Source organism: Acidobacteriota bacterium (genome assembly GCA_016703965.1).
Classification (GTDB): Bacteria; Acidobacteriota; Blastocatellia; order Pyrinomonadales; family Pyrinomonadaceae; genus OLB17.
This window is the reverse complement of the sequence record JADJBB010000004.1, coordinates 193,941-218,587: the sequence shown is the minus strand read 5'-3', so window position 1 is coordinate 218,587 and position 24,647 is coordinate 193,941. Positions and strand designations below refer to the sequence as shown.

Annotated in this window: 26 protein-coding genes; 16 read left to right on the top strand and 10 right to left on the bottom strand. The window is 52.4% G+C overall.

Features of this window, described 5'->3' with window-relative positions; all coding sequences use genetic code 11:
• Positions 1-125: 125 nt before the first annotated feature.
• A complete protein-coding gene (locus IPG22_03775; GenBank protein MBK6587423.1) occupies positions 126-653 on the bottom strand; it encodes a DUF1232 domain-containing protein in 528 nt (175 codons plus the stop codon).
• A gap of 167 nt (positions 654-820) precedes the next feature.
• Here IPG22_03775 and pta point away from each other — a divergent pair, with 167 nt between their 5' ends.
• A complete protein-coding gene (pta, locus tag IPG22_03770; GenBank protein MBK6587422.1) occupies positions 821-1,822 on the top strand; it encodes a phosphate acetyltransferase in 1,002 nt (333 codons plus the stop codon).
• Between the two features lie 8 nt (positions 1,823-1,830).
• Here the strand turns inward: pta and IPG22_03765 are convergent, their stop codons facing one another.
• The gene (locus tag IPG22_03765; protein MBK6587421.1) at positions 1,831-3,063 is read right to left on the bottom strand and encodes a hypothetical protein; all 1,233 of its coding nucleotides are present in this window, start codon (positions 3,061-3,063) and stop codon (positions 1,831-1,833) included.
• A 176-nt stretch (positions 3,064-3,239) separates the two neighbouring features.
• Between IPG22_03765 and IPG22_03760 the strand changes: the two genes are divergently transcribed.
• Positions 3,240-4,508, top strand: coding sequence for an Nramp family divalent metal transporter (locus IPG22_03760; GenBank protein MBK6587420.1), 1,269 nt, complete (start codon positions 3,240-3,242; stop codon positions 4,506-4,508).
• On the opposite strand, the gene IPG22_03755 is transcribed toward IPG22_03760, so the two are convergent.
• From IPG22_03755 to IPG22_03740, 4 genes are all read right to left on the bottom strand, one after another.
• Positions 4,505-5,485, bottom strand: coding sequence for a hypothetical protein (locus IPG22_03755; protein MBK6587419.1), 981 nt, complete (start codon positions 5,483-5,485; stop codon positions 4,505-4,507). The genes IPG22_03760 and IPG22_03755 overlap by 4 nt on opposite strands.
• 65 nt (positions 5,486-5,550) lie before the next feature.
• Positions 5,551-6,357, bottom strand: coding sequence for a cyanophycinase (locus tag IPG22_03750; protein ID MBK6587418.1), 807 nt, complete (start codon positions 6,355-6,357; stop codon positions 5,551-5,553).
• On the bottom strand, positions 6,354-6,725 hold the full coding sequence (locus tag IPG22_03745; GenBank protein ID MBK6587417.1) for a cysteine-rich CWC family protein: 372 nt from the start codon (positions 6,723-6,725) through the stop codon (positions 6,354-6,356). The genes IPG22_03750 and IPG22_03745 overlap by 4 nt, the downstream gene beginning before the upstream one ends.
• Complete coding sequence (locus tag IPG22_03740; protein ID MBK6587416.1) at positions 6,712-7,650, bottom strand: lysophospholipid acyltransferase family protein; 939 nt, start codon at positions 7,648-7,650, stop codon at positions 6,712-6,714. Before IPG22_03740 ends, IPG22_03745 begins: the two co-directional genes overlap by 14 nt.
• 177 nt (positions 7,651-7,827) lie before the next feature.
• On the opposite strand from IPG22_03740, the gene IPG22_03735 reads away from it, so the two are divergent.
• From IPG22_03735 to IPG22_03725, 3 genes are all read left to right on the top strand, one after another.
• Entirely contained in the window at positions 7,828-8,697 is an 870-nt protein-coding gene (locus IPG22_03735) for a fatty acid desaturase (protein MBK6587415.1), read from the top strand.
• 83 nt (positions 8,698-8,780) lie between these two features.
• Positions 8,781-9,665, top strand: a complete 885-nt coding sequence (locus IPG22_03730; GenBank protein MBK6587414.1) for an ATP-binding protein — start codon at positions 8,781-8,783, stop codon at positions 9,663-9,665.
• Positions 9,666-9,748: 83 nt separating this feature from the next.
• Positions 9,749-10,453: a response regulator transcription factor gene (locus IPG22_03725; GenBank protein ID MBK6587413.1), complete on the top strand. Its 705-nt coding sequence runs from the start codon at positions 9,749-9,751 to the stop codon at positions 10,451-10,453.
• A 99-nt stretch (positions 10,454-10,552) separates the two neighbouring features.
• Here IPG22_03725 and IPG22_03720 read toward each other — a convergent pair whose 3' ends face one another.
• Positions 10,553-12,019 carry a hypothetical protein gene (locus IPG22_03720; GenBank protein ID MBK6587412.1) on the bottom strand — a complete coding sequence of 489 codons (1,467 nt, stop codon included), beginning with the start codon at positions 12,017-12,019 and terminating at the stop codon, positions 10,553-10,555.
• Positions 12,013-12,777 carry an SGNH/GDSL hydrolase family protein gene (locus IPG22_03715; protein ID MBK6587411.1) on the bottom strand — a complete coding sequence of 255 codons (765 nt, stop codon included), beginning with the start codon at positions 12,775-12,777 and terminating at the stop codon, positions 12,013-12,015. The genes IPG22_03720 and IPG22_03715 overlap by 7 nt, the downstream gene beginning before the upstream one ends.
• Positions 12,778-12,809: 32 nt before the next feature.
• Between IPG22_03715 and IPG22_03710 the strand changes: the two genes are divergently transcribed.
• The 7 genes from IPG22_03710 (at position 12,810) to IPG22_03680 (ending at position 19,328) form a co-directional block, all read left to right on the top strand.
• The gene (locus IPG22_03710) at positions 12,810-13,490 is read left to right on the top strand and encodes a hypothetical protein (GenBank protein MBK6587410.1); all 681 of its coding nucleotides are present in this window, start codon (positions 12,810-12,812) and stop codon (positions 13,488-13,490) included.
• Positions 13,491-13,531: 41 nt separating this feature from the next.
• Positions 13,532-14,230 (top strand): hypothetical protein, encoded by a 699-nt coding sequence (locus IPG22_03705; protein ID MBK6587409.1) that lies wholly within the window; start codon positions 13,532-13,534, stop codon positions 14,228-14,230.
• Positions 14,231-14,260: 30 nt separating this feature from the next.
• Complete coding sequence (locus IPG22_03700; GenBank protein MBK6587408.1) at positions 14,261-14,689, top strand: PaaI family thioesterase; 429 nt, start codon at positions 14,261-14,263, stop codon at positions 14,687-14,689.
• Between the two features lie 91 nt (positions 14,690-14,780).
• Entirely contained in the window at positions 14,781-16,745 is a 1,965-nt protein-coding gene (locus tag IPG22_03695) for an ABC transporter ATP-binding protein (GenBank protein ID MBK6587407.1), read from the top strand.
• Positions 16,746-16,790: 45 nt separating this feature from the next.
• Positions 16,791-18,149: a methylenetetrahydrofolate--tRNA-(uracil(54)-C(5))-methyltransferase (FADH(2)-oxidizing) TrmFO gene (gene trmFO, locus IPG22_03690; protein ID MBK6587406.1), complete on the top strand. Its 1,359-nt coding sequence runs from the start codon at positions 16,791-16,793 to the stop codon at positions 18,147-18,149.
• A gap of 73 nt (positions 18,150-18,222) precedes the next feature.
• Positions 18,223-18,849 (top strand): hypothetical protein, encoded by a 627-nt coding sequence (locus tag IPG22_03685; GenBank protein ID MBK6587405.1) that lies wholly within the window; start codon positions 18,223-18,225, stop codon positions 18,847-18,849.
• A 5-nt stretch (positions 18,850-18,854) separates the two neighbouring features.
• Entirely contained in the window at positions 18,855-19,328 is a 474-nt protein-coding gene (locus IPG22_03680) for a zinc ribbon domain-containing protein (GenBank protein ID MBK6587404.1), read from the top strand.
• A gap of 15 nt (positions 19,329-19,343) precedes the next feature.
• Here IPG22_03680 and IPG22_03675 read toward each other — a convergent pair whose 3' ends face one another.
• The gene (locus tag IPG22_03675; GenBank protein MBK6587403.1) at positions 19,344-20,693 is read right to left on the bottom strand and encodes an MFS transporter; all 1,350 of its coding nucleotides are present in this window, start codon (positions 20,691-20,693) and stop codon (positions 19,344-19,346) included.
• A gap of 296 nt (positions 20,694-20,989) precedes the next feature.
• On the opposite strand from IPG22_03675, the gene IPG22_03670 reads away from it, so the two are divergent.
• The 3 genes from IPG22_03670 to IPG22_03660 are packed head-to-tail and all read left to right on the top strand — an operon-like array spanning position 20,990 to position 23,055.
• Positions 20,990-21,997 (top strand): TerC family protein, encoded by a 1,008-nt coding sequence (locus IPG22_03670; GenBank protein ID MBK6587402.1) that lies wholly within the window; start codon positions 20,990-20,992, stop codon positions 21,995-21,997.
• 30 nt (positions 21,998-22,027) lie between these two features.
• Positions 22,028-22,495 (top strand): PaaI family thioesterase, encoded by a 468-nt coding sequence (locus IPG22_03665; GenBank protein MBK6587401.1) that lies wholly within the window; start codon positions 22,028-22,030, stop codon positions 22,493-22,495.
• Positions 22,496-22,515: 20 nt separating this feature from the next.
• A complete protein-coding gene (locus IPG22_03660) occupies positions 22,516-23,055 on the top strand; it encodes a DinB family protein (protein MBK6587400.1) in 540 nt (179 codons plus the stop codon).
• On the opposite strand, the gene IPG22_03655 is transcribed toward IPG22_03660, so the two are convergent.
• The gene (locus IPG22_03655) at positions 22,985-23,620 is read right to left on the bottom strand and encodes a hypothetical protein (GenBank protein ID MBK6587399.1); all 636 of its coding nucleotides are present in this window, start codon (positions 23,618-23,620) and stop codon (positions 22,985-22,987) included. The two genes, IPG22_03660 and IPG22_03655, sit on opposite strands and share 71 nt — an antisense overlap.
• Positions 23,621-23,681: 61 nt before the next feature.
• Here IPG22_03655 and IPG22_03650 point away from each other — a divergent pair, with 61 nt between their 5' ends.
• Positions 23,682-24,338 (top strand): YceH family protein, encoded by a 657-nt coding sequence (locus IPG22_03650; protein ID MBK6587398.1) that lies wholly within the window; start codon positions 23,682-23,684, stop codon positions 24,336-24,338.
• Positions 24,339-24,647 lie beyond the last annotated feature (309 nt).

Genomic DNA, 24,647 nt, shown 5'->3' with positions numbered 1-24,647 from the left:
GCAGGCGGTGTCACTTTATTTCAACTCAATGAAATACGAGCTTTCAGTGAATATATGTACAAAGAGGTCGGGAATCCACAGAAAAATCAACTATTTACGCCGAAATCGAAAAAACATTTTTGAACCTAATTTGCCATCCGCGAACGGGCGTCGATCTCGATCTTCTCGTCAACGGCGATCTCGCGAACAAGCGGCCCTTCTTTTTTTGAAACGCCGCGCAGGATCTGTCCTGCCGGAGCAAGTTCAACACGGGATGTCAGAACTCGCGACACGCGTTTCGGCAAGAATTTGGGAGCGATATTAGCGATCTGATCGGACAATGCAACGATGTCGCCGCCGCCTGACCAATGCTCGCGAACGACCGCTTCGTCGGATCGATTCACAAGCCTAAGCAGAACTAATGCAACAACATACAGATCATCAACCTGCCCGATGAACGGGAAAACATCTGGAATGAAATCGAGCGGTGAGATCACATAAACGATCGCGGCAGCAAACAGGGCCTTTTCAGCGATCGGCACCCGAGCGTCCTTAAGAAGCCGTCCGAGGAGTAAGACCATGTTCGGCAGGAACATAAGAAAGCCATGCAGACGGCTCTTCAATTCAGACTTTTCGCGACGTTGCAGCTTGTTTTTGGGCTCTTTCTTGCTCATATTTTTGCCTTTCCCGAAGTTTAAAGAATAGCGGATGTTTGAGCAAGTTTCGCGCAGAATGGTTGTATGGTAAATTTGTCGCTTGATGGTTGTTTGTGGATCGTTGTTCGTTGCGAGAAAACTCGGCTGACAACAAACAATCAACAACGATCAACGAACCAACCCCTATGATCCTTCAACAAATTCGCCAACGGGCCGCCGCCGATCTACAACACATTATATTGCCTGAGGGCGAAGACGCTCGGACCGTTCAAGCCGCAGCGATATGCACGGCGGAGAGGATCGCGAAAATTACTCTTTTAGGGAACGAAGAGAAGATCCGCTCGCTGGCATCTGAAACTGGTTCAAATCTCAACGGCGTCGAGATCATCGATCACCGAAAATCGAGTGATTTTGGCAAGCTCGCGACGCTTTATCATCAGATTCGGCGGGCGAAAGGCGTCACGCTTGAGGAAGCCGAGCAGGCGGTCAAAGATCCGCTATATTTTGGAAATCTGATGGTTCGCGAAGGCAAAGCTGACGGATCGGTTGCGGGGGCGACGAACACTACCGCGCACACAGTCGCCGCAGCTCTCAGATGCATTGGCGTAAGAGCGGGCTTTAAGACGGTGTCGAGCTTTTTTCTGATGGTCGTGCCGGACAAAAAATACGGTGCGAACGGGGCGATGATCTATGCCGATTGCGGCGTCGTGATCGACCCTGATGTCAGCGAACTCGCCGAGATCGCAATGGCGTCGGCCGATTCGTGCCGAGCCTTGCTGCAGGTAGAACCGCGTGTCGCGATGCTCTCTTTCTCGACGAAAGGAAGTGCAAAGCATCAGCTCATTGACAAAGTCGTCGAAGCCACAAAGACCGTAAAAGCTAGAATGCCCGACCTCGCGATCGACGGCGAACTTCAGGCCGATGCAGCTCTCGTTCAGTCCGTTGCCACTTCGAAAGCCCCCGGCTCCGAAGTTGCCGGCCGAGCCAATGTCCTCATCTTCCCCGACCTAAACGCCGGCAACATCGCCTACAAACTAACCGAACGCCTAACGGGCGGAACCGCGATCGGACCGATCGTTCAGGGTTTAGACCGACCTTGCAACGATCTATCGCGTGGCTGCAAGGCGGAGGATATTGTGGATGCGGTTGCAATTACCGCCGTCCAATCGCAGGCTCGAAAGTTTTAGTATTCTCGTCACTGTATAGCAACATACCCCTCGGTTTTTACGAAAACATAGCCGCTCCTTAGCGCGTCAGCCTCAGCTTCGGCCGATGCCGTAGTAAGATAGTCTCCCCGAGCGGTGCTCCAAAAAAGCTTGAGCGGTATGGAACGCGGCTGCCGGGTTGGGTACGCATAGCCCTCAGTGCGAACATATTGATAACCACTGTTTGTTAGCGGAGCGTGATCGGTTGCGGTTGTCAGGCAATAGTCGCCGATGCTGGAGTTGTACCAAAGGTTGAGGGCGATAGAGCCCGGAACCGGGTCAACAAATACAAAACCGCCCGCATCGCGCAGACGTCGGTAGCCTCCGGCCTCGGCTCCGCGCATCGCCTCATCGGAAACAACTGTGACGCTATCGTTGTGCTGGGCGTTGTAGTAGGTAACCAGTTTTTGCATTCGCAAGGACGGCGTTCTCGTAGGTGTCGCAGCGGGCGTTGGAGTGGTCGATCTCGGCGGCGTACGTGTCGGAATTGGAGCGGCCCCCGTTCCAGAACAAATGGGGTCGAACGCCATCAGTAGATCCGCCATAATGTCCTTCGCGTATTTCGACGCGAGTGCCTTGATCTCGTTGACCGAATCCTGTTTGTGTTCACGACCGCGTGTAGGGGGCGAATGCGTATTCAGCTGCCCTGTTACGACCAAAAGACCGCACGGCCTGCGGACTGCGATCCAGGCCGAACCGGAATAGAATGGCCCCATGAGCGATGAGGCTCCCGTTTGGCCCGAACTGCTCGACGCGCTGCATGACGCTTCGCCAAAGGGTGAGATCCCTGCGTCGATACTTGCCGACGGGCACCTGCTCAGGTCGTTCTTATCCTTGAACTCCTTTATCAAGCCATTTGCGGGTGTAACTCTGAGATATTCTCCGTCATTGTTCAAATAGATCGTCCAAGAGGCCATGAACTTGGTCTTTGACATCGGATCTGTAGTTATAGGGTTTGCAGGAATATCCAAGGATGTAAAGGCAAAATTGAGCGGCATCACCATTTGATTCGACGGCAATCTACTGCCATAGAACGGCATCCCGGGCATTACTGTTTCGATCGCAGTAGACATCTTCTTTGAAAACGCAGCGAAATTTATCCGGTCGGCTGGCCGATAAGAGGCCGATACCGCATTGCGGTCATGCCAGAGACACGTCAATGCAACGAGGCAGATGAGCGTAAGAACAGTTAGTGATGAAATACGGTCGGAGAATCGGTTCATTAACGATCCCTCCTTAAGAAGACCTTTTGGCAGTCACGCCAAAAGACAAAGATCCATATTGCCCTTGATTAACGGGGTTTATATCACAGAAATATCGCGAAAACAATTCCAAAAATCTTACCTGCGAACCAAGAAGTTGGTTGATAGTTTTTCTGCTATTCTTTGTCAATAAACCTATGGATCGAAACGACAATCCAGTAAAGCGTCTAATCGACCGCCTCGGTCCCGGGTTGATCACCGGTGCTTCGGATGACGATCCTTCGGGGATCGGGACGTATTCGCAGGCTGGGGCGGCGCTCGGGTATGCAACCCTGTGGACCGCGATCGTGACGCTGCCGTTGATGGTTGTCGTCCAGCATATTTGTGCGAAGATCGGTATGGTGAGTGGACGGGGGCTTGCCGGCGTACTGAATCGGTATTATTCGAAAAAGCTACTTTTTCCAGTCGTTTTCGGTCTCGTGATCGCGAATACGATCAACGCCGGAGCCGATATTGCAGCTATCGCAGCAGCGATCAATATGTTCGTCCCCATCCCGATCGCGGCGATGGTCATTCCTATCGCTATCGCGATCGTCGTTCTTCAGATATGGGGCTCGTATCGGCTGATCATGAAGATCTTTAAGTGGCTAACACTCTCACTTTTTGCTTATGTGATCGCCGCGTTCCTTGCCAAACCTGATTGGTACGCGGTCGCAAAAGCCACTTTCCTGCCGCAGATCTCATTCACGAGTGAATACATCACCACGATAGTTGCAATCCTCGGTACGACCATTTCGCCCTATCTTTTCTTTTGGGAGGCAAGCGAGGAGGTCGAGGAAGAGAAGAGCGAAGGCCGGGCGAACCTCTCCGAGCGGAAAGGCGCGACCGATGTCGAAATTAGAAAAGAGAAGATCGATACCATCGTCGGTATGCTCTTTTGCAATGTTGTTTTTTATTTCGTGATCGTTTCGGCAGGAGCAACGCTCCATGTCACGGGACAGACAAATATTCAGTCAGCGACCGAGGCGGCTCAGGCTCTACGCCCGCTCGCAGGACATTTTGCGACCGTTTTGTTCGGCATTGGACTGGTCGGCGCGGGATTGCTCGCGATCCCGGTTTTGACCGGTTCGGCGGCGTATGCAGTTGCAGAGACATTTGGCTGGCCGTCAGGGCTCGACGAGAAACCGCGCCATGCTAAGAAATTTTACGGCATTATCGCCGCTTCGACACTCGTTGGCGTGCTGATCGATTTTGCCGGGATCAATCCCATCAGCGCGTTGTTTTGGACGGCGGTGATCAACGGCGTCGTCGCTCCGCCGCTGCTTGTCGTCGTGATGCTCGTTGCGAACAACAAGAAAGTTATGGGAGATCGAACGAACGGGCTGTGGACAAACATTGTCGGATGGCTTGCCGACTCGGGGATGTTTGCGGCGGCGATCGCAATGTTTGTGACGTGGGGGAGTTAGTTCGTGGATCCGAATTTTGCCTCATATTTGCTCGCCGCGCGAAAAGCGCTGAAATCCTTGATCTCAAGAATATCTCTCACTGCCTGGTTCTTATCAGCGGCATTTTTGTAGTACGCCTCGGCGATCTTGTAGCCCATATAGTAGCCGAGGTCTGCGGGTCGGTCTTTCGCCCTATTTCCGTTATAGAGCCAGAGCGACGTGTCGTTTGTCGTCATTGACTGCTTAAATTCCAGCCACAACTCACGCTCCTTTGGGTCACCGAAATCGTGAAGATGCTTATTAATATGATTGCCTGCGATCAACTGAGCGATAAAATCCGCGCTTCCTTCGCCGATCGAGGCTGATAGAAGCGTGCGGTCGCCTTTCGGATATTTTTGCTGATAATGTATCAGTTCGTGGGCGACGATGTAGGGAATTTCGTCGATGGGCTTGAGCACCTGTTTGTGCCAATCGCTCAGTTCATCTTTGGGTGTAGCCGGTGTTATTCCATACATATCGACGCCGATGAGCAATGCGTTTTCTGTGTAAGTTCCGCCGGAGTTCATTCGGCCGATCAGCAGGTAAACATCAGGAAATACGGCGTCGGGATAAATGTTTTTGAGTTTGCGAAACGCTTGACGCATGGGCTCTTTGAATGTGCTGGCTTTTTGCGAAACATCCCGAAGCGATGCGTAATATTTAGGGCGTGCCTCGATTGTTGCGACCAGTTCACACGCGGATTCGATCCTTGCCTCGGTAAAATCTTTGAGCCCGATGCTGCCATTTCTCAGATATTCATCGCGAAAGACATTGATATTGTTTTCGGGTTTAGCCTTGTCATACGCTTTCCAAAACAGATCGATATCTGACGAGACGATCTGAGCCATGTTCGGGTCGCTGTTCAGGGTCTTCTTTGGCGAGGTCGGCTGCTGGGCTGAAACTTCGACCTGACCGATAAGAAAGGAAAAAAGAAACAGGAAAATAAAGGAGCTCTTCATACTAACCTCTAAGTTTTAGAATTTTTACGCCAACACTAAAGGCGTAAAGACCAGCATGCTGGTATCTACTTTTTTATCGGTTTTCGCTTCTTGAGGTCAAATCGTTCTCCGGCATTAAGGAAGTGGACCAACATCGCCCCTTTGCGGTCTTTCGCATCGATAAACATCACCTGCGTCGGACCAACTGTAGTGAGATCGCGGTTGTTTTCGATCATCACGGCCATGCCTTCGTTAATGCCGATGCCGAGGTATCTAGGGTTCTCCATTACGAAGCCGAAGAGGCGGTTGTGCCTTTGTCTAAGAAGAAAATGCTGGTCAAACATCACATCGGGCACAAACCCGATGGCCGGGCGGACACCGACTTTCTTTCCATCGAGGATCTTGAGATCTGCTTCGCCCGTCATCATCGGATCGGACATCACTGCGGCTCCGGCGCTCGTTCCGCCGAACGGTGTCCCGGCGGCGTATTTGGCACGGATCAGTTTTAGAAGCTCCTCATCTTTTAGTACATCCATGATCCGATTCTGATCGCCGCCGCCAAAATAAACACCGGTGGCGTTTTTTAGCTGTTCGATGAATTTCGCCCGTCTTTCCGCATCGAGTGGCTTCACGACCGCATGCTCAACCGAACCTGGATTCGCTGCCATAAAGACCTTTTGCGTTCCGTCATAACTCGAATCTTCTTCACCGCTCGCCCACGTGATAACGAGGATCTTCGACTTCGTTCCTCCGCTCCATTCGACGAATTTTTTAGTGGCCTCAGCCGGACGCGTTCCGCCGCCGACAACCATGAGACGTTGCTGTCCGGCTGCGAGCTGAACCAGCAAAACAAAAACGGCAAAACCGAGAGTAAAGCGGGCTTTCATTTTCATATTGTATTTTCGGAATTTTTCGGGCCGATCAATTTCCAATCGATATTCGCACTCATACTGATCTGTTTCAAGAGTGTGCCTCGTTCGTCGTAAAAATCGAACATTCCTTCGTGATAATTCTCCGTGTCAGCGCGAACGGCTCCGGCTATGATCTCCGTTGCACCATTCGGATATGTGACGACGATTGATGGCAGCGTTTCGAGGGCCGTCAGACACACCGGGCACAGGCAGTCTTCGTATTTTAGCTTCAGGTCGTCAGCAATTTCGGGAGGGAGCGAAACGTTCACGCACCAGCAGCCATCGGCTTTTGCTCCGCAGCCGAACGAGTTGCCACAGGATCCGCAAATCTTCGGTTCAGATGTTGTCATAAAGCTCCGGTTCGCCTGGTGGTCGCGTCTTCCAGCGGCGGTGGATCCATATCCATTGGTCGGGATATATACGGATGACGCGTTCGAGAGCGGCAGTGAATTCTGCGGTCGTGGTCTCGATATCTGTCTTGCGGTCGCCGGTATTTGCTGGCTCGATGATCTTTTCGTTGATCATCGTGTATTTTCCTTTTTCTTCATTCCAGACGGCAAAAAGCGGAACGATCACGGCGTTCGCTCTTTGCGCGAGCATCGCAACACCGGCCGTCGTGCACGCGTCGATACCGAAAAATGGTACGAAAACGCCCTCTTTTGGGTGAGTGTTAACGTCGGCCAGAATTCCCACGGTCTCCCCTTTATTTAATATTCGAAGGATCGGGCCGGCTGAGTTGATCTTGTCGATCTGCCGGTTGCCAAAGCTAGAACGAAGGTTTTCGACCATCGCGTCGATCTTCGGATTGTCCATTTTTCGCGATAGCAGATTTGCGGGGCCGAAGAACATCGAATATGCCAAAGCAAACAATTCCCAGTTGCCAATATGCCCGGTCAAGATAAGGATGCCGCGTTTTTGTTCCCGAAGCCGTGCAAACTCCGCTTCAAATTCGGGGTCAAAGTCGGTTTCGATCAGATCACCGACATTTTCACGCGAGACACGCGCAAATCCGGCGACCACGCCAAGTGTGCGGCCGAAACCGAGAAAAGAGGCTTTTAGCAACGCCTCTCGCTCGGTCTCCGTTTTTTCGGGAAAGGCAAGTTCCAGACTCCGCAGACCGACGCGGCGAAGTTTGCTAAAAAGATGATAGCCGAGCCCAGCGATCCCAAAACAAAAAGAAACGGCCGCCTTTCGCGGCAGGATACCGAGAAAAACAAGTATCGCCTTAGCAAGTGCGTACTCGGTCCAGATCTGGGGCTTACTTTTTCGGGCCATTTTTCGAGGACGGGCAAGAAATACTTTAGATGCTCGACACTAATAATTCAAAAGCACTTATTGCCATAATAACTGTTACAAAACTCTTACAATCACTGGAAAACAAACCTGTTAAGGTAAAAGTGTGCGGAAAAGCTCCGCCTATCGAACAATTTCATACTGAGGGTTTTTTACGAAATGCAAAACGTTATTGAATTTGAGCCGTCGCGGGCCGGGAAATACAACTGGCATACGATCATTGCCGTTTCTCTCTTTCACATTGCGGCTGTCGCGGCGTTGTTTACATTTAGCTGGCAGAATCTTGCCGCTACCTTGATCATCTGGTGGATCGCGTCGAGCTGGGGAATCGGCATCGCGTACCATCGTTTGCTGACGCATCGCGGCTTTACGACCTCAAAATGGATGATGCGTTTTCTGGCCACTTGTGGAACCCTCGGACTGCAGTCCGGCCCTATCTCCTGGGTGACGACGCACCGTTTGCATCACGCCTTTACCGACACCGACAAAGATCCGCATAGCCCTAATAAAGGTGCGTGGTGGGCTCATATAGGTTGGATATTTCAGGGAACCGGCCAGAATCAGCCTGAGGCAGTACGTCAGCGTTACTCGCCCGATCTGATGAAAGACCCATATTTGGTGTTCATCGATAAATATTATTACGTCTCGACCTTGATCCTCGCGGGCGGATTGTTCGCGTTCGGCGGATTGTCGATGGTTTTGTGGGCGGTCGTTCTGCGTATCGTTGTTAGCTGGCACTTCACGTGGATGGTTAACTCGGTCACGCACATCTGGGGCAGCCGCCGGTTCGAATCGCGTGACGACTCGAGAAACAATGGCCTTGTCGCCGCTGTCACATTTGGCGAAGGCTGGCACAATAACCACCACGCTTTCCCGCGTTCGGCGAAGCATGGCTTTACCTGGAAGGAGTTTGATATCAACTGGTACCAACTGCAGATCATGGAAAAGCTAGGCCTTATATCAAACGTTTATGCGTATGATCTCGCTACCCAATCGGAATCGCCGAAAGAGATGCGGAAAGCGGCTTAATTAACAGTGATTAGCGATAAATGGTGAATGGTGAATGTCTGATGACATTTACCATTCACCATTTTGCAATTACCATTAAAGATATGCGTCGGCGCGGAACTGCTATATTCTTTTTGATACTCGGCATCAGCCTGTCCGTGCTGGCGATTGCCCTGAATATTGGCTGGATCCTGCTTAGTATCCGCGAAGTCGCTCTGTTGGTTTTTGGTGTCGTTTTTTTCTCGCTGATAATAACGGGATTAATACTGAACACTATTTTCTTGGTGCGCGAGATACGCAGAAATGAGCAGCACGACGCGTTTCTAAACTCCGTTACGCACGAACTCAAAACGCCGATCGCCTCGATCAAGCTCTATCTCGAAACATTGAAGGCTAGAGATCTCCCTAGAGAGAAACAGGTTGAGTTTTACGACATAATGCTCGAGGACAACGAACGTCTGCTGAGTACCGTCGAACAGGTCCTGCAGGCGAGCCGCACGCGAGAGAAGCAGCGGGCTATGAATCTCGCGGAGATCGATATCTCTGAACTGCTAAAAGAAACTATTGGAATCGTGCGTTCCCGGAAACACCTCGCCGAATCAGCGATCAGATTCTCAAAACCGGCCGAGGCGGTAAAAGTCGTTGGCGACCGCAGCGAACTGCAGACCGCCTTCGCCAACATACTCGACAACGCAGTAAAATACTCAGGCACCGAACCGAGGATCTCCGTCAGAATAAAAACATCGAGAGGAAACAAAGCGGAAGTTTACATCCGCGATCGCGGTATCGGTATGGAGCGAGCCGACCTGAAACGCATTTTCAAACGGTTTTACCGCGTCCCCAACAAATCTACTGGAGCCGTCAAGGGCACGGGCCTTGGTCTCGCGATCGTGCGTTCCGTAATAGCCAAACACGGCGGCCGAGTCCGGGCGCAAAGCAAAGGCGAGGGAAAAGGGACGACTTTTTTTGTACAGTTGCCGATCAGTTGATCGTTGATCGCCGATCTTTGATAGTTGTTTTTCAGAAACAACGAACAACGAACAACGACCCACCATCAACGATCACCCATTTTATGAAAGTTCTTATTGTCGAAGACGAACAGCACCTGGCCGACGGGCTGCGGTTTAATGTTGAGGCCGAGGGGCATGAGGTCGAGGTCGTTGGCGACGGAGCTCCAGCTCTGGAGCTGCTCGAGACGGAGGTTTTTGACGCGATCGTCTTGGACGTGATGCTGCCGACGGTCGATGGATTTGAGGTGGCTCGCACTCTGCGTGAACGGCTCGATTACACGCCGATCCTGATGCTCACGGCTCGCGGCCGGCCTGAGGATGTATTGCAGGGATTTGAATCTGGAACCGACGATTATCTGCCGAAACCATTTGATCTAAACATCTTCATCGCCCGTCTCAATGGACTTCTCCGCCGCCGCCGATGGTCGCGTAACGAAGCGAAGGCTGCGAAAACGGGCCGCCAGATATCGGTCAATAGCCGCACGATCGATTTCGAAAATCTCGAACTCCGCAACGGCACCGAACTGATCCCGCTGACCCTGATGGAGACCAAACTGCTCCAATATCTCATCGACAACGAAGGCCGGGCCGTCTCGCGCAAAGAGATCCTCGAAGACGTCTGGCATCTCCAGGAAGACACCGACACCCGGGCAATCGACAACTTCATCGTCCGCTTACGCAAACATTTAGAAGACGAACCGAACAATCCTAAGATCGTGCAGACCGTGCGGGGAGTCGGTTATCGGTATGTAAATCCTGTCGGATAGGAGTGTTTGCCCGCGAATTTCGCAAACAAATACGAATATATATCTCTTCTTATTCGCGTCTTTTCGCGTAATTCGCGGTCAAAATTCTTTTCGGCTCCTCTATCGATAATCCTGTCGTGTGACGATCTTTACCTTCTCTCGCCAGTTCTCGTGCAGTTCAAATCGCCACAGCTCGATCTCAGGTGAAACGGCTCTCGCAAAATACTCAAAATCCCGATGAAAGCTCCATGCCGGAGCGGCGAGATAAATGATCGCTGGGGCGTCCGCGATCTCGCGGCCATCAAACAGATTTGCGGCGGCGAGCAACCCACGGCGGCGTTGGAGTTCGATCTTTCGCCAGTAATCGGCGGCCTGGAAGACCATTTCGCGGTCGGGTTGGGTTTTTAGCTCGATTATGACTAGGCGGCCGTCGCGGCGGAGGGCGAGGAGATCGATCTTGTCGGCGGATGAGCGGAACTGATTGTAGATGGGCGACAGAACGAGATTGGCGTCGAGCAAAGTGATGTCGCGGCGCAGGATCGATTCGAGCCAGGCTTCGGGAGCGGTGCGGTAGAATTCGTGGCGTTTGTTCGGCGGCTCGAAGGAGCGGTTGAGGTCGAGTTCGGCGACGAATTTCGCGAAGTCGTCCCAATTCTCATTCGTCAATGACCGCCGCTCACGCCCCACACCGAACCACGCTCTTTCGATTCCCATCATCGTCCGGACGCGGGCAAATGGCAGGCCAAAGAATCGTAGCGTTTCGCCGTGTTTGGAATAAATGATGTCGATCTTTTTGGGCGAAAGTTCGGCGATGCTTTCCGCAATTCTACTCGGCGGCTGGCCGCTCGGCAGAGTCAATTTATTGGCTTTTTCACGCCAAAGTTCGCGGATCTTGCGTTTGGGCAACTCAACTAAAGTTGGCGGATCGGCCTTTCGGTTGATCTCGATGATGGTGATCTTCGATTTCCAGCGTTCGGTAAGCAGGGCGTGAAGTTTCTGTGCATTTCTCGCCTGACGCTTTTCGCAGATGATCCAGATGTCGAGAATCGGTTTTTTCTTTCGCAGGCCGAGTTTGTCGAGCCAGAGCATCGCGGCGGTGAAGATCGTTTCTACGGTAAGCGAAGCAGTTACATCGGCGATCGCGGCCATCGGAGTTTTGTCGGGCAAATCAAAATTGATCTGAGCGAAGCGGCCAGTTGCCTCATTCAGAGCAACGCGGCCGAGCTTAGTTCCGGGGAAATTGGCAGGAATCAGACCCGCGATCTCATCAGCAATCTTGAGCCGTGCAATCTCGATCTCAGCGGCGAGGACCGACGCAGAAACTCTAGGAATGAGACGCATCGTCTCGCGGTTTCTGGCGAACGAACCCGCGACATCTATCTCGATCTCATCCGCGTCCCGCTTAAAGCCGTTGAGACGCCAGGAATGAAAGCCGTTGTCGTCAAGAAAGCCAAAGTGCGCTTTTTCGCCGTCATCGATGACCTCGATCTCATGCCTTTCGAGCGGAAATGACTTTCCGAGTTCACGCACCAGCAGCCATTCGTGCTGGCTGCTGACCATTTCGCGTAACTCGTCTGCGTTCACCATTTATAGTTTGCTACGAAGTAACGGATCATCGCCTCTGCCCAGTCGCGGTAGCCTTGTTCGGAGGGATGCAGGCCGTCGGCGAAAAAGCCTTCGAGGCGAACATCGACCGGCTGCGGATAGTAAAAAACACGGTCAATATCGCGGGTAAATTCCTTAATATTATCGTTGTGCATCTGCGAGAGATTCCACAAGATCGGCTTGATCGGGAAAGGCATGATCGGCGAATGGATGATCATCGGGCAGTTCGAGAGGAAGATTATCGCGTTGGGGCTCTTCTCCCGCAAAATGCCAAGCAGCTCGATCATGTCTCGTCGCCATTTCTCGGGGCTGGAGATCTTCATAACATCGTTGCCGCCGAGCCCGACGAGGATATAGTCGAACTTTCCGTCCGGCATGTGCGGCATGAGCTCCTCGATCGTTCGCCGCGCGGTGACCCCGTTTTTACCGATGACATTCCAATCAACAGGGCGGTGAATATGTTCGCTTAAGTATTTGGCAAACTGTCCGGCGAGAGCGAGTTTGTGATTTCGAGCGCCGAGCCCGGCGACGGTCGATTCGCCGATGACGAAAAGTTTGGCGGCATTCTCACCTTCACCATATCTCCCAAATTTGTCGCCCTCTGCATCGGGTAAAACTCCAACCTTCCAACGGACGATCTGGCCCTGAAGCAGCAAAAACGGAGCGATCGGAGCGATCATTGCCGCTCCGAGCAGGAACTTTCGTTGCCAACGCCTTAGATTATCTCCGTTATTGTCCACCAAAATTGATATGTTAAAATTTAACCACCCAGATGTTTTTGTCAAATTCCCGTAAATACTTCATTCTCGCCGGTTTGCTTGCATTTCTTCTGCAGGCTTGCGGCTCCGCCGCGACAAATGAGAACAAACCAGTTGAGATCAAGATTGAGACGAAGAATGAGTTCCCATTTCCGGTAAAGGAGCCGGAGGTTTATCAGGCCGAAATGGTTGTCACAAGCTTCGGTGTTGAGAGCCGCTGGTTCATTGCACGAGATCGTGAAAAAAGCCGCTTCGATACATTTGCCGGCGATGTTCCAAGATCAAGCAAGATCAGAAACGACAAGGTCTATGTCGTCGACCACGAAAAGAAAACTTACGCCGTTATGGACAGCGAAGCCGGTTCGGCAGCAACCGGATCTGATGAGATCGCCGTGAGTTTCTTTCGCGCAAAGGAATACCGTGAGTTCGAAGATCTCGGGCTCGATGGAAAGTTTCGGAAGTTCAAGGTTAAAGAGACTTCCGGGGCAAAGGGCTCGATCCTGATCTACATTGATGAGGCAAGCGGGATGATGGTGAAGCAGGAATTCCTTGGAGTACAGGACGCGTCGGGTTTGCAGGTGAAGGTGACGTGTGAGCTTCGCGATCTGAAATTTGAGGTCAATGATGCCGTTTTCTCCATTCCGGCCGGATACAAATTGGTGACTCTCGACGCATTTCGAAAGCCGCTGCCGTGAAGCGGGGCAACAAATGCTGCCTGCCGTGTTAAAATCCAGGTATGCGAATTTATTTTATAAAGCCGGCCAGTATTGCCGTTTTGGCCCTTACTTTCACGTTCATTTTCCAGGGGTGCAGGACAGTTTCGACGGGCGAGAACACTGAGCTAAACACAGCTGGTGCCGTGATGACTGAGCCTCCGTTCCAAAATGCCGAACCCGAGAAATACCAGACCGAGGTTTGGCAGACATCGGCGACCGGCGTTGAAAAGTTCTTTATCGTTCGCGACGGCGCCCGGTGGCGGATAGATTCGGCTTACGGCAGTCCCGAGCAGGTATCATCGATGCATACCGACAAGGAATACGTGGCATCGATCGCCTCAAAGTCGTATGCGGAGTACCCAGCGAGCCATGGATTCGACGAGCGTGAAAATATGGCCACCGAGATCAGTTTTGGGCTGATAAATTCACGCGAAAAGGCCGCTTACGAGAAAATGGGAACTGAAAATGGGATCACAAAATACCGGATCGCTCCGGCGCCGCCAAAGAATATCGAGACCGTGATCCATTTTGACGAAAAGCTCGGACGGCCGGTCAAAAAAGAACTGTTCAAGAACGACGGAGCAAATCGGCTACTCGACCGAACGATCGAACTTTCCGGCTTTAAGAATGAGGTCGATCCAACGCTTTTCGCTTTCCCGAAAGACTTTAAGAAAGTTTCGGTCGAAGACATGAAAAAGCTGTTGACCGGAGCAAAGTAGTAGGCGGTGAGACGTAAGCCGTAATTAGAGATGTCAAGAACTCAAAACACCGGTATTACCGCCGAGCAGCGTGAGCGGGCGGCAAAAACGCTGCACGATCTGCCGTTCGCCAAACTGATGGGCATGAGGCTGGTCGCTCTGCAGATTGATCTCGCAGTCATCAAGATCGACATGCGCGACGACCTCCGCCATCCCGGCGGCATTCTGCACGGCGGTGTCACCGCGACGCTGATCGACACGGCAATGGCGTATGCCGTTAGAACCCGCGTTGCTCCGGACGAGAGAACGGCGACCATTGACCTGACCGTCCACTATCTTAGGCCGCACATCGATGGAACATTCATCTGTACCGCAAAGGTGGTTCGCGCCGGAAAACGCATCTTCACCGTGTCCGCGGACGTTCACAACGAAAACGGCGATCTGATCGCGACCGCAATATCAACACATACTCGTATTTGACCGGAGGGTGAGCATCTTGTTCACCCTCGTCGAATTAGAAGTTAGATAAAGATCTTAAAAAACGGGCGAGCAAGATGCTCACCCTCCAGTCATGGAACAGCTCAAGAAATTTGCCAAGTATTTCAAGCCATACAAGGGGACGATCCTGCTTGGGATCCTTTGTATCTTGGTGTCGATGGCGTTCGGGCTTTTTATTCCGTACATGGTTGGGCAGGCGGTCGATGATCTCGGGCGGGAAGTTACACGCCAAAAGGTAATCTATTATCCGCTCGTGATCCTCGGCATCAGCGGAATGAGCGGGATATTTCTGTTCTTGCAGCGGCGGTTGCTGATCAATACTTCACGGCACATCGAATTTGATATGCGTGAGGATTTTTACGCGTCGCTCGTTGATCAGCCGCTCGAGTATTTTCAGTCGAACCGCGTCGGCGACCTTATGGCAAGGGCTACGAACGATCTCGCGGCCATTCGCCAGATCGTCGGGCCGATGATCCTTTACAGCTTTCAGGCGATATTTGCTTTGGCGATCGCTTTGCCGATCATGCTGAACATCTCGGTTAAGCTCACGCTGCTCCTGATGATCCCCCTGCCGCTCGTCACGATCACCGTCAAGATCCTCGGCGAGCGGATCCATAAGCGGTTCGAGAAGATACAGGAATATTTTTCCGATATTTCGGCACGGGCCCAGGAAAATCTGACCGGCGTCCGCGTAATTCGTGCATACGCTCAGGAAGATTCAGAGATCGAGCAGTTCCAGGTTTTAAACCGCGAATACGCCGCCCAAAACCTGCGGCTCGTGAGATACGCGGCGGCAATGCGGCCGCTGCTGTTTTTCTTTATCGGGCTGGGATTCGTGATAATTGTTGCCGTTGGGATCCCGATGGCAGTTCGCGGCGACATCACGGCCGGCGATTTCACGGCATTCATCTTGTATTTGCAGCGAATGATCTGGTACCTGATCGCCCTCGGCTACGTGGTTAACCTGTACCAACGCGGCACCGCTTCGCTCAAGCGATTTAACAAGATCCTCGAAACCGAACCGACGATCAAGGACGGCGAAAACGCCCGCGAACAGGCTCCTGTCGAAGGCCGCATCGAATTTCGGGGCTTGAATTTCAGCTATAAAAGGTTGGCCACAGAGAACACAGAGGGGGCTGGGAACAATAATTCCGTCTCCATTCCCTCTGTATCCTCTGCGGCCGCAGATCTCGTTCTAAAAGACATCAACCTCACGATCGAGCCCGGAAAAACCGTGGCATTCGTCGGCAAGACCGGCAGCGGCAAATCGACCCTTATGAGCCTCATCCCGCGTCTGCTCGACGCACCGGAAGGCTCAGTTATGGTCGATGGAAAGCCGGTACGTGAATTTCCGCTAGCGCAATTGAGAAAGGCGATCGGCTTTGTGCCGCAGGAGACGTTTTTGTTCAGCGATACTTTGGCGGCAAATATCGCCTTTGGCGTGGAATCAGGGTTTGAACCGCCTGTGTTAGCGGGCGGAAGGAACGGAATAGCGAAGAAAGTTGAAGCGAACTCGAAAGCAGACGGATCAATTGCGAACGGGGCCACAGCGTCAACAAATTTGCAGCATCTACCGCCCGCTTACGCAGGCGGTTCCGGCCCGGTTCGCATGACCGTCGAAACGGCCGCCCGAATTGCCGGGCTCGCGGACGAAATCTCCGAATTTCCCGGCGGTTACGAGCAGCTCGTCGGCGAACGCGGCATCACGCTTTCCGGCGGTCAAAAGCAGCGAACCGCGATCGCCCGTGCGGTAATGCGCGAGCCGCGTATTTTGATACTCGACGATTCCCTAAGCGCGGTCGATACCTACACGGAAGAAACGATCCTCCACAACCTTCGCGACGTGCGGGAAAACCGCACGACGCTAATCGTATCGCACCGCGTCTCGACTATCCGCGACGCCGACCTGATCTGCGTCCTTTCTGGCGGCCGCATCATTGAACGCGGTACCCACGACGAACTGGTCGCTCTCGATGGCGAGTATGCCGACCTCTATGAGCGGCAGCTGCTAGAAGAAGAACTGGATGCGACCGAATGATTCGGGGTTCAAAACCTGATCAGCTTATTGATCTATAATTTAAGAATGAGTGAAACAATAAATGTGATCGGCGGCGGGCTTGCCGGGGTTGAGGCGGCGTGGCAGGCGGCGGAATTGGGGGCGAAGGTTCGCCTGTTTGAGATGCGCCCAGTGCAGCAGACGCCCGCGCATCGGACGGATCAGTTGGCCGAGATCGTGTGTTCCAATTCGCTAAAGACGGACGAACCGGGCTCGGCGCCATATCTGTTGAAAGAGGAACTCCGGCGGGGCGGTTCGATGGTTTTGAGGGCGGCCGAGGCAACAAAGGTTCCGGCCGGGGCGGCTCTGTCGGTTGATCGCGGGAAGTTTTCAGAGTTGATAACGGAATGGGTCGAGGCACACCCTAATATTGAGATCGTCCGCGAGGAGGTCAAGGAAATACCAAAGGGCGAGCAGGATGCTCCCCATCCGATCACGATCATCGCGACCGGACCGTTGACGAGCGAGGCCCTGACGGCTGAGATAATGAAGTTTACCGGCGACGATCAGTTGTATTTCTACGACGCGATCGCACCGATCGTGGCGGCGGATTCGATCGATATGACGATCGCTTTTAAGGCGGCGAGGTATGGCAAGGGGGGCGATGATTACATCAATTGTCCAATGACGCCGGATGAATACGACGTTTTTTACGACGCACTGATCCACGCTAAATCCGTGCCGTTAAAGCGTTTTGAGGAGACTCATTGGTTCGAATCGTGCCTGCCGATCGAGGAGATCGCCCGCCGCGGCGTTGATACATTGCGTTTTGGCCCGATGAAGCCAAAAGGTTTGCCCGATCCGCGAACCGGCGAAGAGCCTTACGCCTGCGTACAGTTAAGGCAGGAAAATCTCATGGCGGACGCGTACGGATTTGTCGGCTTTCAGAACCATCTCCGTTACGGCGAACAAGAACGTGTTCTGAAATTGATCCCGGGAATGGAGAACGCCGAGTTTCTGCAGTTCGGCCAGATCCATCGCAACACGTTCATTAACAGCCCAAAGATACTCAATGAATCGCTCGAAACGCGAACGAACGCTCGGCTTTTTTTCGCCGGCCAGATCACCGGGGTCGAGGGCTATGTCGAATCCGTCGCGACCGGCTGGCTCGCCGGAATAAATGCGGTTAGAGTTCTGCGTGATCAGCCGATGATCACAGCTCCGCAGACTTCGGCGATCGGGGCTTTGTGCCGCTATGTTTCGAATGTCGAGACGAAGAATTTTCAGCCGGTGAACATAACATTTGGATTGATCCAGGAACTGCCGCCGGAGCTGCGAAAGAAATATCGCAATAAGCGGGAACGGCATATTTTTCAGGTTGAGAGAGCTCTCAGGCACTGGGATGAATTTATCGCAGCCATGTCGCCAAAGGCGACCGCAGTATAAAGATCGCGTAAGACAACGCAAATACTGTTTTTTTCGAACAATCAGCATTATTATTTCGTAACAATTCCAAGAGATGGCAACCAAGTACGACACAAATCCGCTGGATCCCGACTTTCCTGAAAAGGCGAGGGCGGCCGCTGAGCCGATGGGGACACAGACACTGCCGAATCACGGCGGCGAAACGCGCCAGTTTGCCCCGCCGCCGCTGAGCAGCGAGGAGCAGACCCGCATTCTGGAGAACGCGAGGATGTCCGGGTACTCAACGCCGAATAATGCTCAGTACCAAACCGTTGGTTTTGCTAACATGCATCAGTCGCTATCACGAAAGGTCGAAAAGATCGGCTTACCGGAAAACGTGATGACGGCTTTGCCGTACATTCCATGGTTTATCGGGATGATAGCGGGTTTATTGATCTTGTTTTTGGTTCCAAAGAGCGAGGCGAAGGTTCGTTTTCATGCGGCGCAAGGTCTTGCGGCCCACGTTGCGATTCTAATTATTACGTCGATACTTGGGATGGTGGGAAATATTACGGGCGTTGCCGAGGTCGGGAACGTCGCTTTTCAGATCGTGACCACGGTAATGCTCTGTATCTTTGCGTACAAGGCGTGGAAAGGAAAGCCGATACATATCGAATCGATCGACGACCTTACCAATTGGCTGGACGATAAGATCAGCCCGTCACTCGTAAACAAGAATTAACTGAAATGTACTGTCCAAAATGCGGAAATTCATTGACGAGTGCTCTAAAGTTCTGCAATTCCTGCGGAGCAAAGCTCTCCTCGGAGGTTGAGGACAAGGACGGTACGCCCGGCAAAATGCTCGACAACATCCTGACGACGCTTTTTTTGATCGTGATGTTCGGGATGGGTATCTTGGTTGGGCTCGTTGCAGTTCTGCTGGGGAATGCCGTTAAAACAGAAGTTGTCGTTATGATCGTTATCGCGTATCTTGGCGCGATCTTTGGGATCTGTTTTTCGCTGGTTCGACAAGTGCCCAAACTCATCGACGCTCGCCTGAAGGCATCAGGATACTCGGCCACTGATCTGCCGGAACAGCAACTACTGAATCCCCGAACAACAGCTCAGCTCGAAGAGTTCCGGACTCCTGTATCGAGCGTAACCGACCACACAACCAAAACGCTAGATAAGATTCCGGTCAAGCGGGTAGAAACTAACTGAGCTTTGACCGCTCGGTCAGTCGATAAGCTCGCGGCCTTTTGTCTCGATCACGAGCGGTAATGCGGCAAGGCCGGCAAGGGGTACGAGACCGATCCAAAAAAGAACGGTGATAGCACTATCAAGGGCATTTGCTCCGCTCGCGGCAATACTGCCGACGAGAAAGGGGCCAAGTGCTGCAATAAATCGCCCGACATTATACGTGAATCCTGCACCCGTCGCTCGCAGCCGCGTCGGGAAGAGCTCCGGAAGGTAAAACGTAAAGCTTCCAAATATCCCGAACACCGACAGACCGATGGGAAAGTAGAAATACAGCCGTGTGTGCGGTGCAAGGTTGAGCCCGAATGCCGCCATTATTGACACGGCCGCAGCCAGATAAAAGATAAAGAACATTTTCTTTCGGCCGAGCATTTTCGCAACTGGAATTGTCAAAAGTGTTCCAATCAGTCCGCCCAGATTGAAAGCGTTCGTCGCAGTTCTGATCCATTGCTGGCCCATTACTTCCATCGAGGGCAGCGAGGTAATTCCTGCCGCGGTCAGTTCGGTCCATTCCCTTTGGGCGAGACCCTTGGCGACGATCGGGATAAAAGCGTTGCCGCTCCACCAAGTGATGAGAGCCGTTACTGCCATGCAGAATCCGCTGATCGTCAGGGCTCGGTATTTTGCTGAGAACAGCTCGCTGATCTTCGCGTGGGCACCGGACTCAAGTTTCTTCCAGCGTTCAGGTTCCTTAATAAAAAGCCGAACGATAAACGCGACACCCGCAGGAAGTAGACCGAAAAGAAAGACGTACCGCCATGACGTGCTGGGATCAGTAAAATAAACTCCGGTCACCTGATATGTGACAAATGTCGCCAGAAACAGCCCGAACGGAGCTGCCGTATATAGTAACGCACCGGCTTCAACTCGCCGTTTTTCCGGTACGACCTCAGCCACCATAGCGGCTCCGGCAGCCCATTCACCGCCGATACCGAGGCTTGCGACAATTCGGAAAAGCAGCAATACCCAGATATTTGGCGCAAATGAGCACGCCGCAGTTCCGATAGAATAAAGCAGCATCGTAAGAAGCAGCGTCTTTGTGCGGCCAATTCGGTCCGCGACTTTGCCAAAAATAATTCCGCCAACCGCCCAACCGATCAGCAAGATCGACGTGAATATCCCGGTCCACCACAAGGTTGCGGATTGAGCCTCGGGTGTGCCGATCTGCAGCCCAAGCAAAGTTGGAACGGCACTGGGGGCCACGTAGTTCATGAGCAGGCTGTCGAAAATATCGAATCCCCAGCCGAGCCATGCGGCAAAGAGGACAGTCCATTGATAGCCGTTCATGTCCAGAACGGTGCGCTGTTTCGGAACGGTAATTTGCTCCATATTATTTCGGGGATGCTGTGTTTCTCGCAATATACTATGGGCAAACAGCTATCTTTGCAAGCGGCATAATGGGCAAAAAGAAGGGTTTGCGATTTTCTCAAAGTTTGGTATTATCTAAAGCAGGCAGGGGGAGTAGATAGCCCTTATCGAGGTCCGGTGAAGCCGTCAATACGAACGTTCCGAGTAGCGTTCCGGCTCATTGGCAACAGTATCGAGACCTTGCGCGACATTTGTTGTCCGCGCGAGGTTTTTTTCTTTTGCGGGCGTGAACTATTGACTGATAGGAGTTTCACGTAATGATACTGTTTCCGTTTGCTGAATATTGGTGGTTCTACGCCGCCTTCACCGTTTTTGTCCTTGGCATGCTCGCCCTTGACCTGGGTGTCTTTCACCGCAAAGAGCATGCTGTTTCCTTCAAAGAAGCCGCCGCCTGGAGCGGCGTCTGGGTTTCGCTGGCCCTCGTTTTTAACACGCTGTTTTATTATTACGCCGCCTGGAAATTCCCCCAGGACGAGCGGCTGATGAGCGTTCCGGGCTTCGATCCATCGACGTCCGCGTGGAATGTCTCGCTTGAATTCTTTACCGGGTATGTCGTCGAGAAGTCGCTCTCGGTCGACAATATTTTCATATTCGTAATGGTTTTCGCATATTTTGCGATACCCGCTGTCTACCAGCATCGCGTTCTATTCTATGGCATCGTCGGAGCGTTGCTTTTTAGAGCCTTGTTCATCGGGGCGGGCTCGTGGTTGATGCAGTTTCATTGGGTTATCTATCTGTTCGGAGCGTTTCTGATCATCACCGGTATCAAGATGGTATTCGCTTCGGACAAGGAGATCGAACCCGAGAAGAACCTGCTTATCCGGCTCTTCAAGAAGTTCATGCCGGTCTCTCCGAATCTCGACGGCAAGAAGTTTTTTACTCGTCAGAACGGTCGTCTCTACGCAACGCCGCTTTTTATTGCGTTGCTGTTTCTTGAATTGACAGACGTGATCTTTGCGGTAGATTCGGTCCCGGCGATCTTTGCGATCACGAAGGAGCCTCTGGTCGTTTTTACTTCAAATATTTTCGCGATCCTTGGCCTTCGTTCGATGTACTTCATGCTGGCGGGTGCGATCGATAAGTTTCACTTACTGAAATACGGTTTGGCCGTAGTGCTGGTTTTTGTAGGACTTAAGATGGTTTGGCTGAACGATGCATTCGGCGGTAAATTCCCGATAACGTGGTCGCTCGGGATCATCATTGGAACGATCGCGATCTCGTCGGTATTGTCGATCATGTTTCCAAAGAAACTCGATCTCGAATAGACATAAAGTCTGTGATAATCTGAGACTGATATGGAAACAGAACGGTCTCTGCAAGAGGAATATTCACCAAACAGCATCTGCTTCGGCTGCGGGCCGGCAAACGAAAAAGGTTTGCATGTCCGCAGCTTTGCTGTTGGTGATGAGCTGGTTGCAACCTGGCACGCCGAAACTTACCATCAGGCGTTTCCCGGAATGCTTAATGGCGGAATAATCGGCGCTCTGCTCGATTGCCATTCAAATTGGGCAGCGACGTATTTTCTAATGAAACGCGACGGAAAGGATAAGCCGGACTGTACCGTAACGGCGGATTTTCATGTCAAATTGCTAAGGCCGACCCCAGCGGATGCTGAGATAACTTTGAAGGCGAGGGTCGTAGATTCGTCCGAAGACCGAGCGACCGTTGAGGCTGAATTGATCGCTAACGGCAAGGTCTGCGACACGTGCCGCGGTACTTTTGTCGCAGTGAAAGAAGGGCATCCGGCGTATCATCGCTGGTAATTTCAAAGAGAGATGGTTAAATGGATAGATCAACGATAATTAATAAATTGAATGAAAATTACTCGGCGTTTTTAGACCTTATCGCAGAAATGCCCGAAGCGGAATTCACATTTTCGCCCGATGGAACGAAATGGACACCGGGCCAGCAGCTCGATCACCTTTGCCGTTCCGTCGCCCCGCTCAACAAAGGGCTCAAGGCTCCCGAGTTCGCTCTAATAGCTATGTTCGGAAAGGCTGACCATGCATCGTCGAGCTACGACGAACTCGTTGCTCGATACCAATCGGAATTAGCCGGCGGAGGATCAGCACCCGCTCCGTTTCGACCCGAAGCGATCCTGTACAATAAAAAAGACGAGCTTTTGGCGGACCTTCGCGGGCAGATCGAACGTCTATCAAAAAGTATTGAGAAGTATGACGAAGAAAAGCTCGACAAACTCGTACTTCCGCATCCGCTGCTTGGGAAACTGACTATTCGCGAAATGCTTTATTTTACGATCTATCACGGCGAGCATCACCGTCGCCACACCGAGCAGAATCTTGAAAAGTTGGCGTCGCAATAACACGGGCCAAATGCTCGGCAAGTACATCTTGCAAACCGAGCCTTTCCATCCAGGCCAGCTGCTCAGCCCGAAGCTGCGGCAGATGCACGACATCCGATAAGGCATAGTCCACGAGTTCGTCAGTCCAAACGCCGTCCCAGTTGCGATTGAACTTTGCCCGCTGAGATTTATCAAGATCGATCGCGAAATATCTATACAGCGTTTCTGCCAAAGAAGCGGACTGGTTGGCACCGCGTGTCAGCACCTTTTCGGCGATCATGGTGTCGTAAACATTCTCGACCGAATAGCCATTCTCCCGCAGAAAATCCAGATCGAATTTGGCGTTGTGAAAGATCTTAACTATCGCCGGATCGGTAAGTATTGCAGCAAATAGCCCAAGCTCGATGCCCTCGCTGACGGGAACCAGGACGTTGAATTCGCCGTCGGAAAATTGCACGGAAAACAGCCGTCCGGTACGGGCTCCAAGGCCTGAGGTTTCGGTGTCGCAGCCTAGCACTGAGGCACTCGAAAGCTTATCAAAAGCAGTCTGCATCTCATCCTTTGTTCGTGCGACTAGAATATCCACGCCTTTAATTGTAAATTACTAGATATAAACGAGAAAACACGTTAGGAAGTTAACTCATCACATGCCCGAAATACTCAATGAGATCGAAGCCCGCGTCCTCGGTTCGCTGGTCGAAAAGCAGCTCACGACGCCGGAATATTACCCGCTGACGCTTAACGCGCTGGTCAACGCCTGTAATCAAAAAAACAACCGCGAGCCGGTCGTCCACTATGACGAGACCACCGTCACGCAATGTCTCGAAGCCCTGCGCGACCGTAATCTGGTTTACGTTTTTTACGGAAGTACGAGCCGTGTGCCGAAGTACAAACACATGCTGCCGACGGTTTACGAACTCGAGCCTTCCGAGACGGCGGTGGTGGATATAATGCTGCTGAGAGGCCCGCAAACACTGGGCGAGCTGCGGACCCGCACCGAGCGGCTGTACTCGTTTTCGGGCCTTGGCGAGATACAAGAAACGCTTGACGGGCTGATCCGCCGTGACGATCCGCTGGTTGTAAAACTACCGGTCCAGCCCGGCCAGAAAGAGGCCCGCTTTGCCCATCTGCTCTCCGGCCCGATCGACATTGAGGCGCTCGCCGTCGCCCACGCTGCCCGACCCTCGCGCGGCGGAGCCGACACCGAGCGGGTCGAAAAGCTGGAAGAAGAAGTCGCCACCCTCAGAGCTGAGATCGATACTCTGAAGGAGACCTTCGAGGAATTTCGAAAGCAGTTCGAGTAGGCGGGAAGAGCGCAAAACCGCGCTATTTTCGGCCGAGATTTTTGTGAAAACTTTTGTCCAGCACCGAATTTTTCGAATTTAACCCCGCTTCCCGCCAAACCGCCGTCGTTACTGACTTTGGTCAAAGGACTTTGCCCGATTGGTCACACAAAAAGCTAAGATTGGTCGAACGGCTTTGCCACATTGGTCAAAGTAGAAAAGCAGTAAGATCTCCGGCCAAAGTGGTCTGGCTGATCGACCCGCGCGCCCAGCCCGTCTCAAACCCCTTTTAGCCGAAAATCACATTGGCTCAATTGTTGATCAACACAA

Excerpts from the sequence above, each read along its gene's own strand:
- IPG22_03775 (MBK6587423.1), bottom strand. The coding sequence starts at position 653 with ATGAGCAAGAAAGAGCCCAAAAACAAGCTGCAACGTCGCGAAAAGTCT.
- pta (MBK6587422.1), top strand. The coding sequence starts at position 821 with ATGATCCTTCAACAAATTCGCCAACGGGCCGCCGCCGATCTACAACAC.
- IPG22_03765 (MBK6587421.1), bottom strand. The coding sequence starts at position 3,063 with ATGAACCGATTCTCCGACCGTATTTCATCACTAACTGTTCTTACGCTC.
- IPG22_03760 (MBK6587420.1), top strand. The coding sequence starts at position 3,240 with ATGGATCGAAACGACAATCCAGTAAAGCGTCTAATCGACCGCCTCGGT.
- IPG22_03755 (MBK6587419.1), bottom strand. The coding sequence starts at position 5,485 with ATGAAGAGCTCCTTTATTTTCCTGTTTCTTTTTTCCTTTCTTATCGGT.
- IPG22_03750 (MBK6587418.1), bottom strand. The coding sequence starts at position 6,357 with ATGAAAATGAAAGCCCGCTTTACTCTCGGTTTTGCCGTTTTTGTTTTG.
- IPG22_03745 (MBK6587417.1), bottom strand. The coding sequence starts at position 6,725 with ATGACAACATCTGAACCGAAGATTTGCGGATCCTGTGGCAACTCGTTC.
- IPG22_03740 (MBK6587416.1), bottom strand. The coding sequence starts at position 7,650 with ATGGCCCGAAAAAGTAAGCCCCAGATCTGGACCGAGTACGCACTTGCT.
- IPG22_03735 (MBK6587415.1), top strand. The coding sequence starts at position 7,828 with ATGCAAAACGTTATTGAATTTGAGCCGTCGCGGGCCGGGAAATACAAC.
- IPG22_03730 (MBK6587414.1), top strand. The coding sequence starts at position 8,781 with ATGCGTCGGCGCGGAACTGCTATATTCTTTTTGATACTCGGCATCAGC.
- IPG22_03725 (MBK6587413.1), top strand. The coding sequence starts at position 9,749 with ATGAAAGTTCTTATTGTCGAAGACGAACAGCACCTGGCCGACGGGCTG.
- IPG22_03720 (MBK6587412.1), bottom strand. The coding sequence starts at position 12,019 with ATGGTGAACGCAGACGAGTTACGCGAAATGGTCAGCAGCCAGCACGAA.
- IPG22_03710 (MBK6587410.1), top strand. The coding sequence starts at position 12,810 with ATGTTTTTGTCAAATTCCCGTAAATACTTCATTCTCGCCGGTTTGCTT.
- IPG22_03705 (MBK6587409.1), top strand. The coding sequence starts at position 13,532 with ATGCGAATTTATTTTATAAAGCCGGCCAGTATTGCCGTTTTGGCCCTT.
- IPG22_03700 (MBK6587408.1), top strand. The coding sequence starts at position 14,261 with ATGTCAAGAACTCAAAACACCGGTATTACCGCCGAGCAGCGTGAGCGG.
- IPG22_03695 (MBK6587407.1), top strand. The coding sequence starts at position 14,781 with ATGGAACAGCTCAAGAAATTTGCCAAGTATTTCAAGCCATACAAGGGG.
- trmFO (MBK6587406.1), top strand. The coding sequence starts at position 16,791 with ATGAGTGAAACAATAAATGTGATCGGCGGCGGGCTTGCCGGGGTTGAG.
- IPG22_03685 (MBK6587405.1), top strand. The coding sequence starts at position 18,223 with ATGGCAACCAAGTACGACACAAATCCGCTGGATCCCGACTTTCCTGAA.
- IPG22_03680 (MBK6587404.1), top strand. The coding sequence starts at position 18,855 with ATGTACTGTCCAAAATGCGGAAATTCATTGACGAGTGCTCTAAAGTTC.
- IPG22_03675 (MBK6587403.1), bottom strand. The coding sequence starts at position 20,693 with ATGGAGCAAATTACCGTTCCGAAACAGCGCACCGTTCTGGACATGAAC.
- IPG22_03670 (MBK6587402.1), top strand. The coding sequence starts at position 20,990 with ATGATACTGTTTCCGTTTGCTGAATATTGGTGGTTCTACGCCGCCTTC.
- IPG22_03665 (MBK6587401.1), top strand. The coding sequence starts at position 22,028 with ATGGAAACAGAACGGTCTCTGCAAGAGGAATATTCACCAAACAGCATC.
- IPG22_03660 (MBK6587400.1), top strand. The coding sequence starts at position 22,516 with ATGGATAGATCAACGATAATTAATAAATTGAATGAAAATTACTCGGCG.
- IPG22_03650 (MBK6587398.1), top strand. The coding sequence starts at position 23,682 with ATGCCCGAAATACTCAATGAGATCGAAGCCCGCGTCCTCGGTTCGCTG.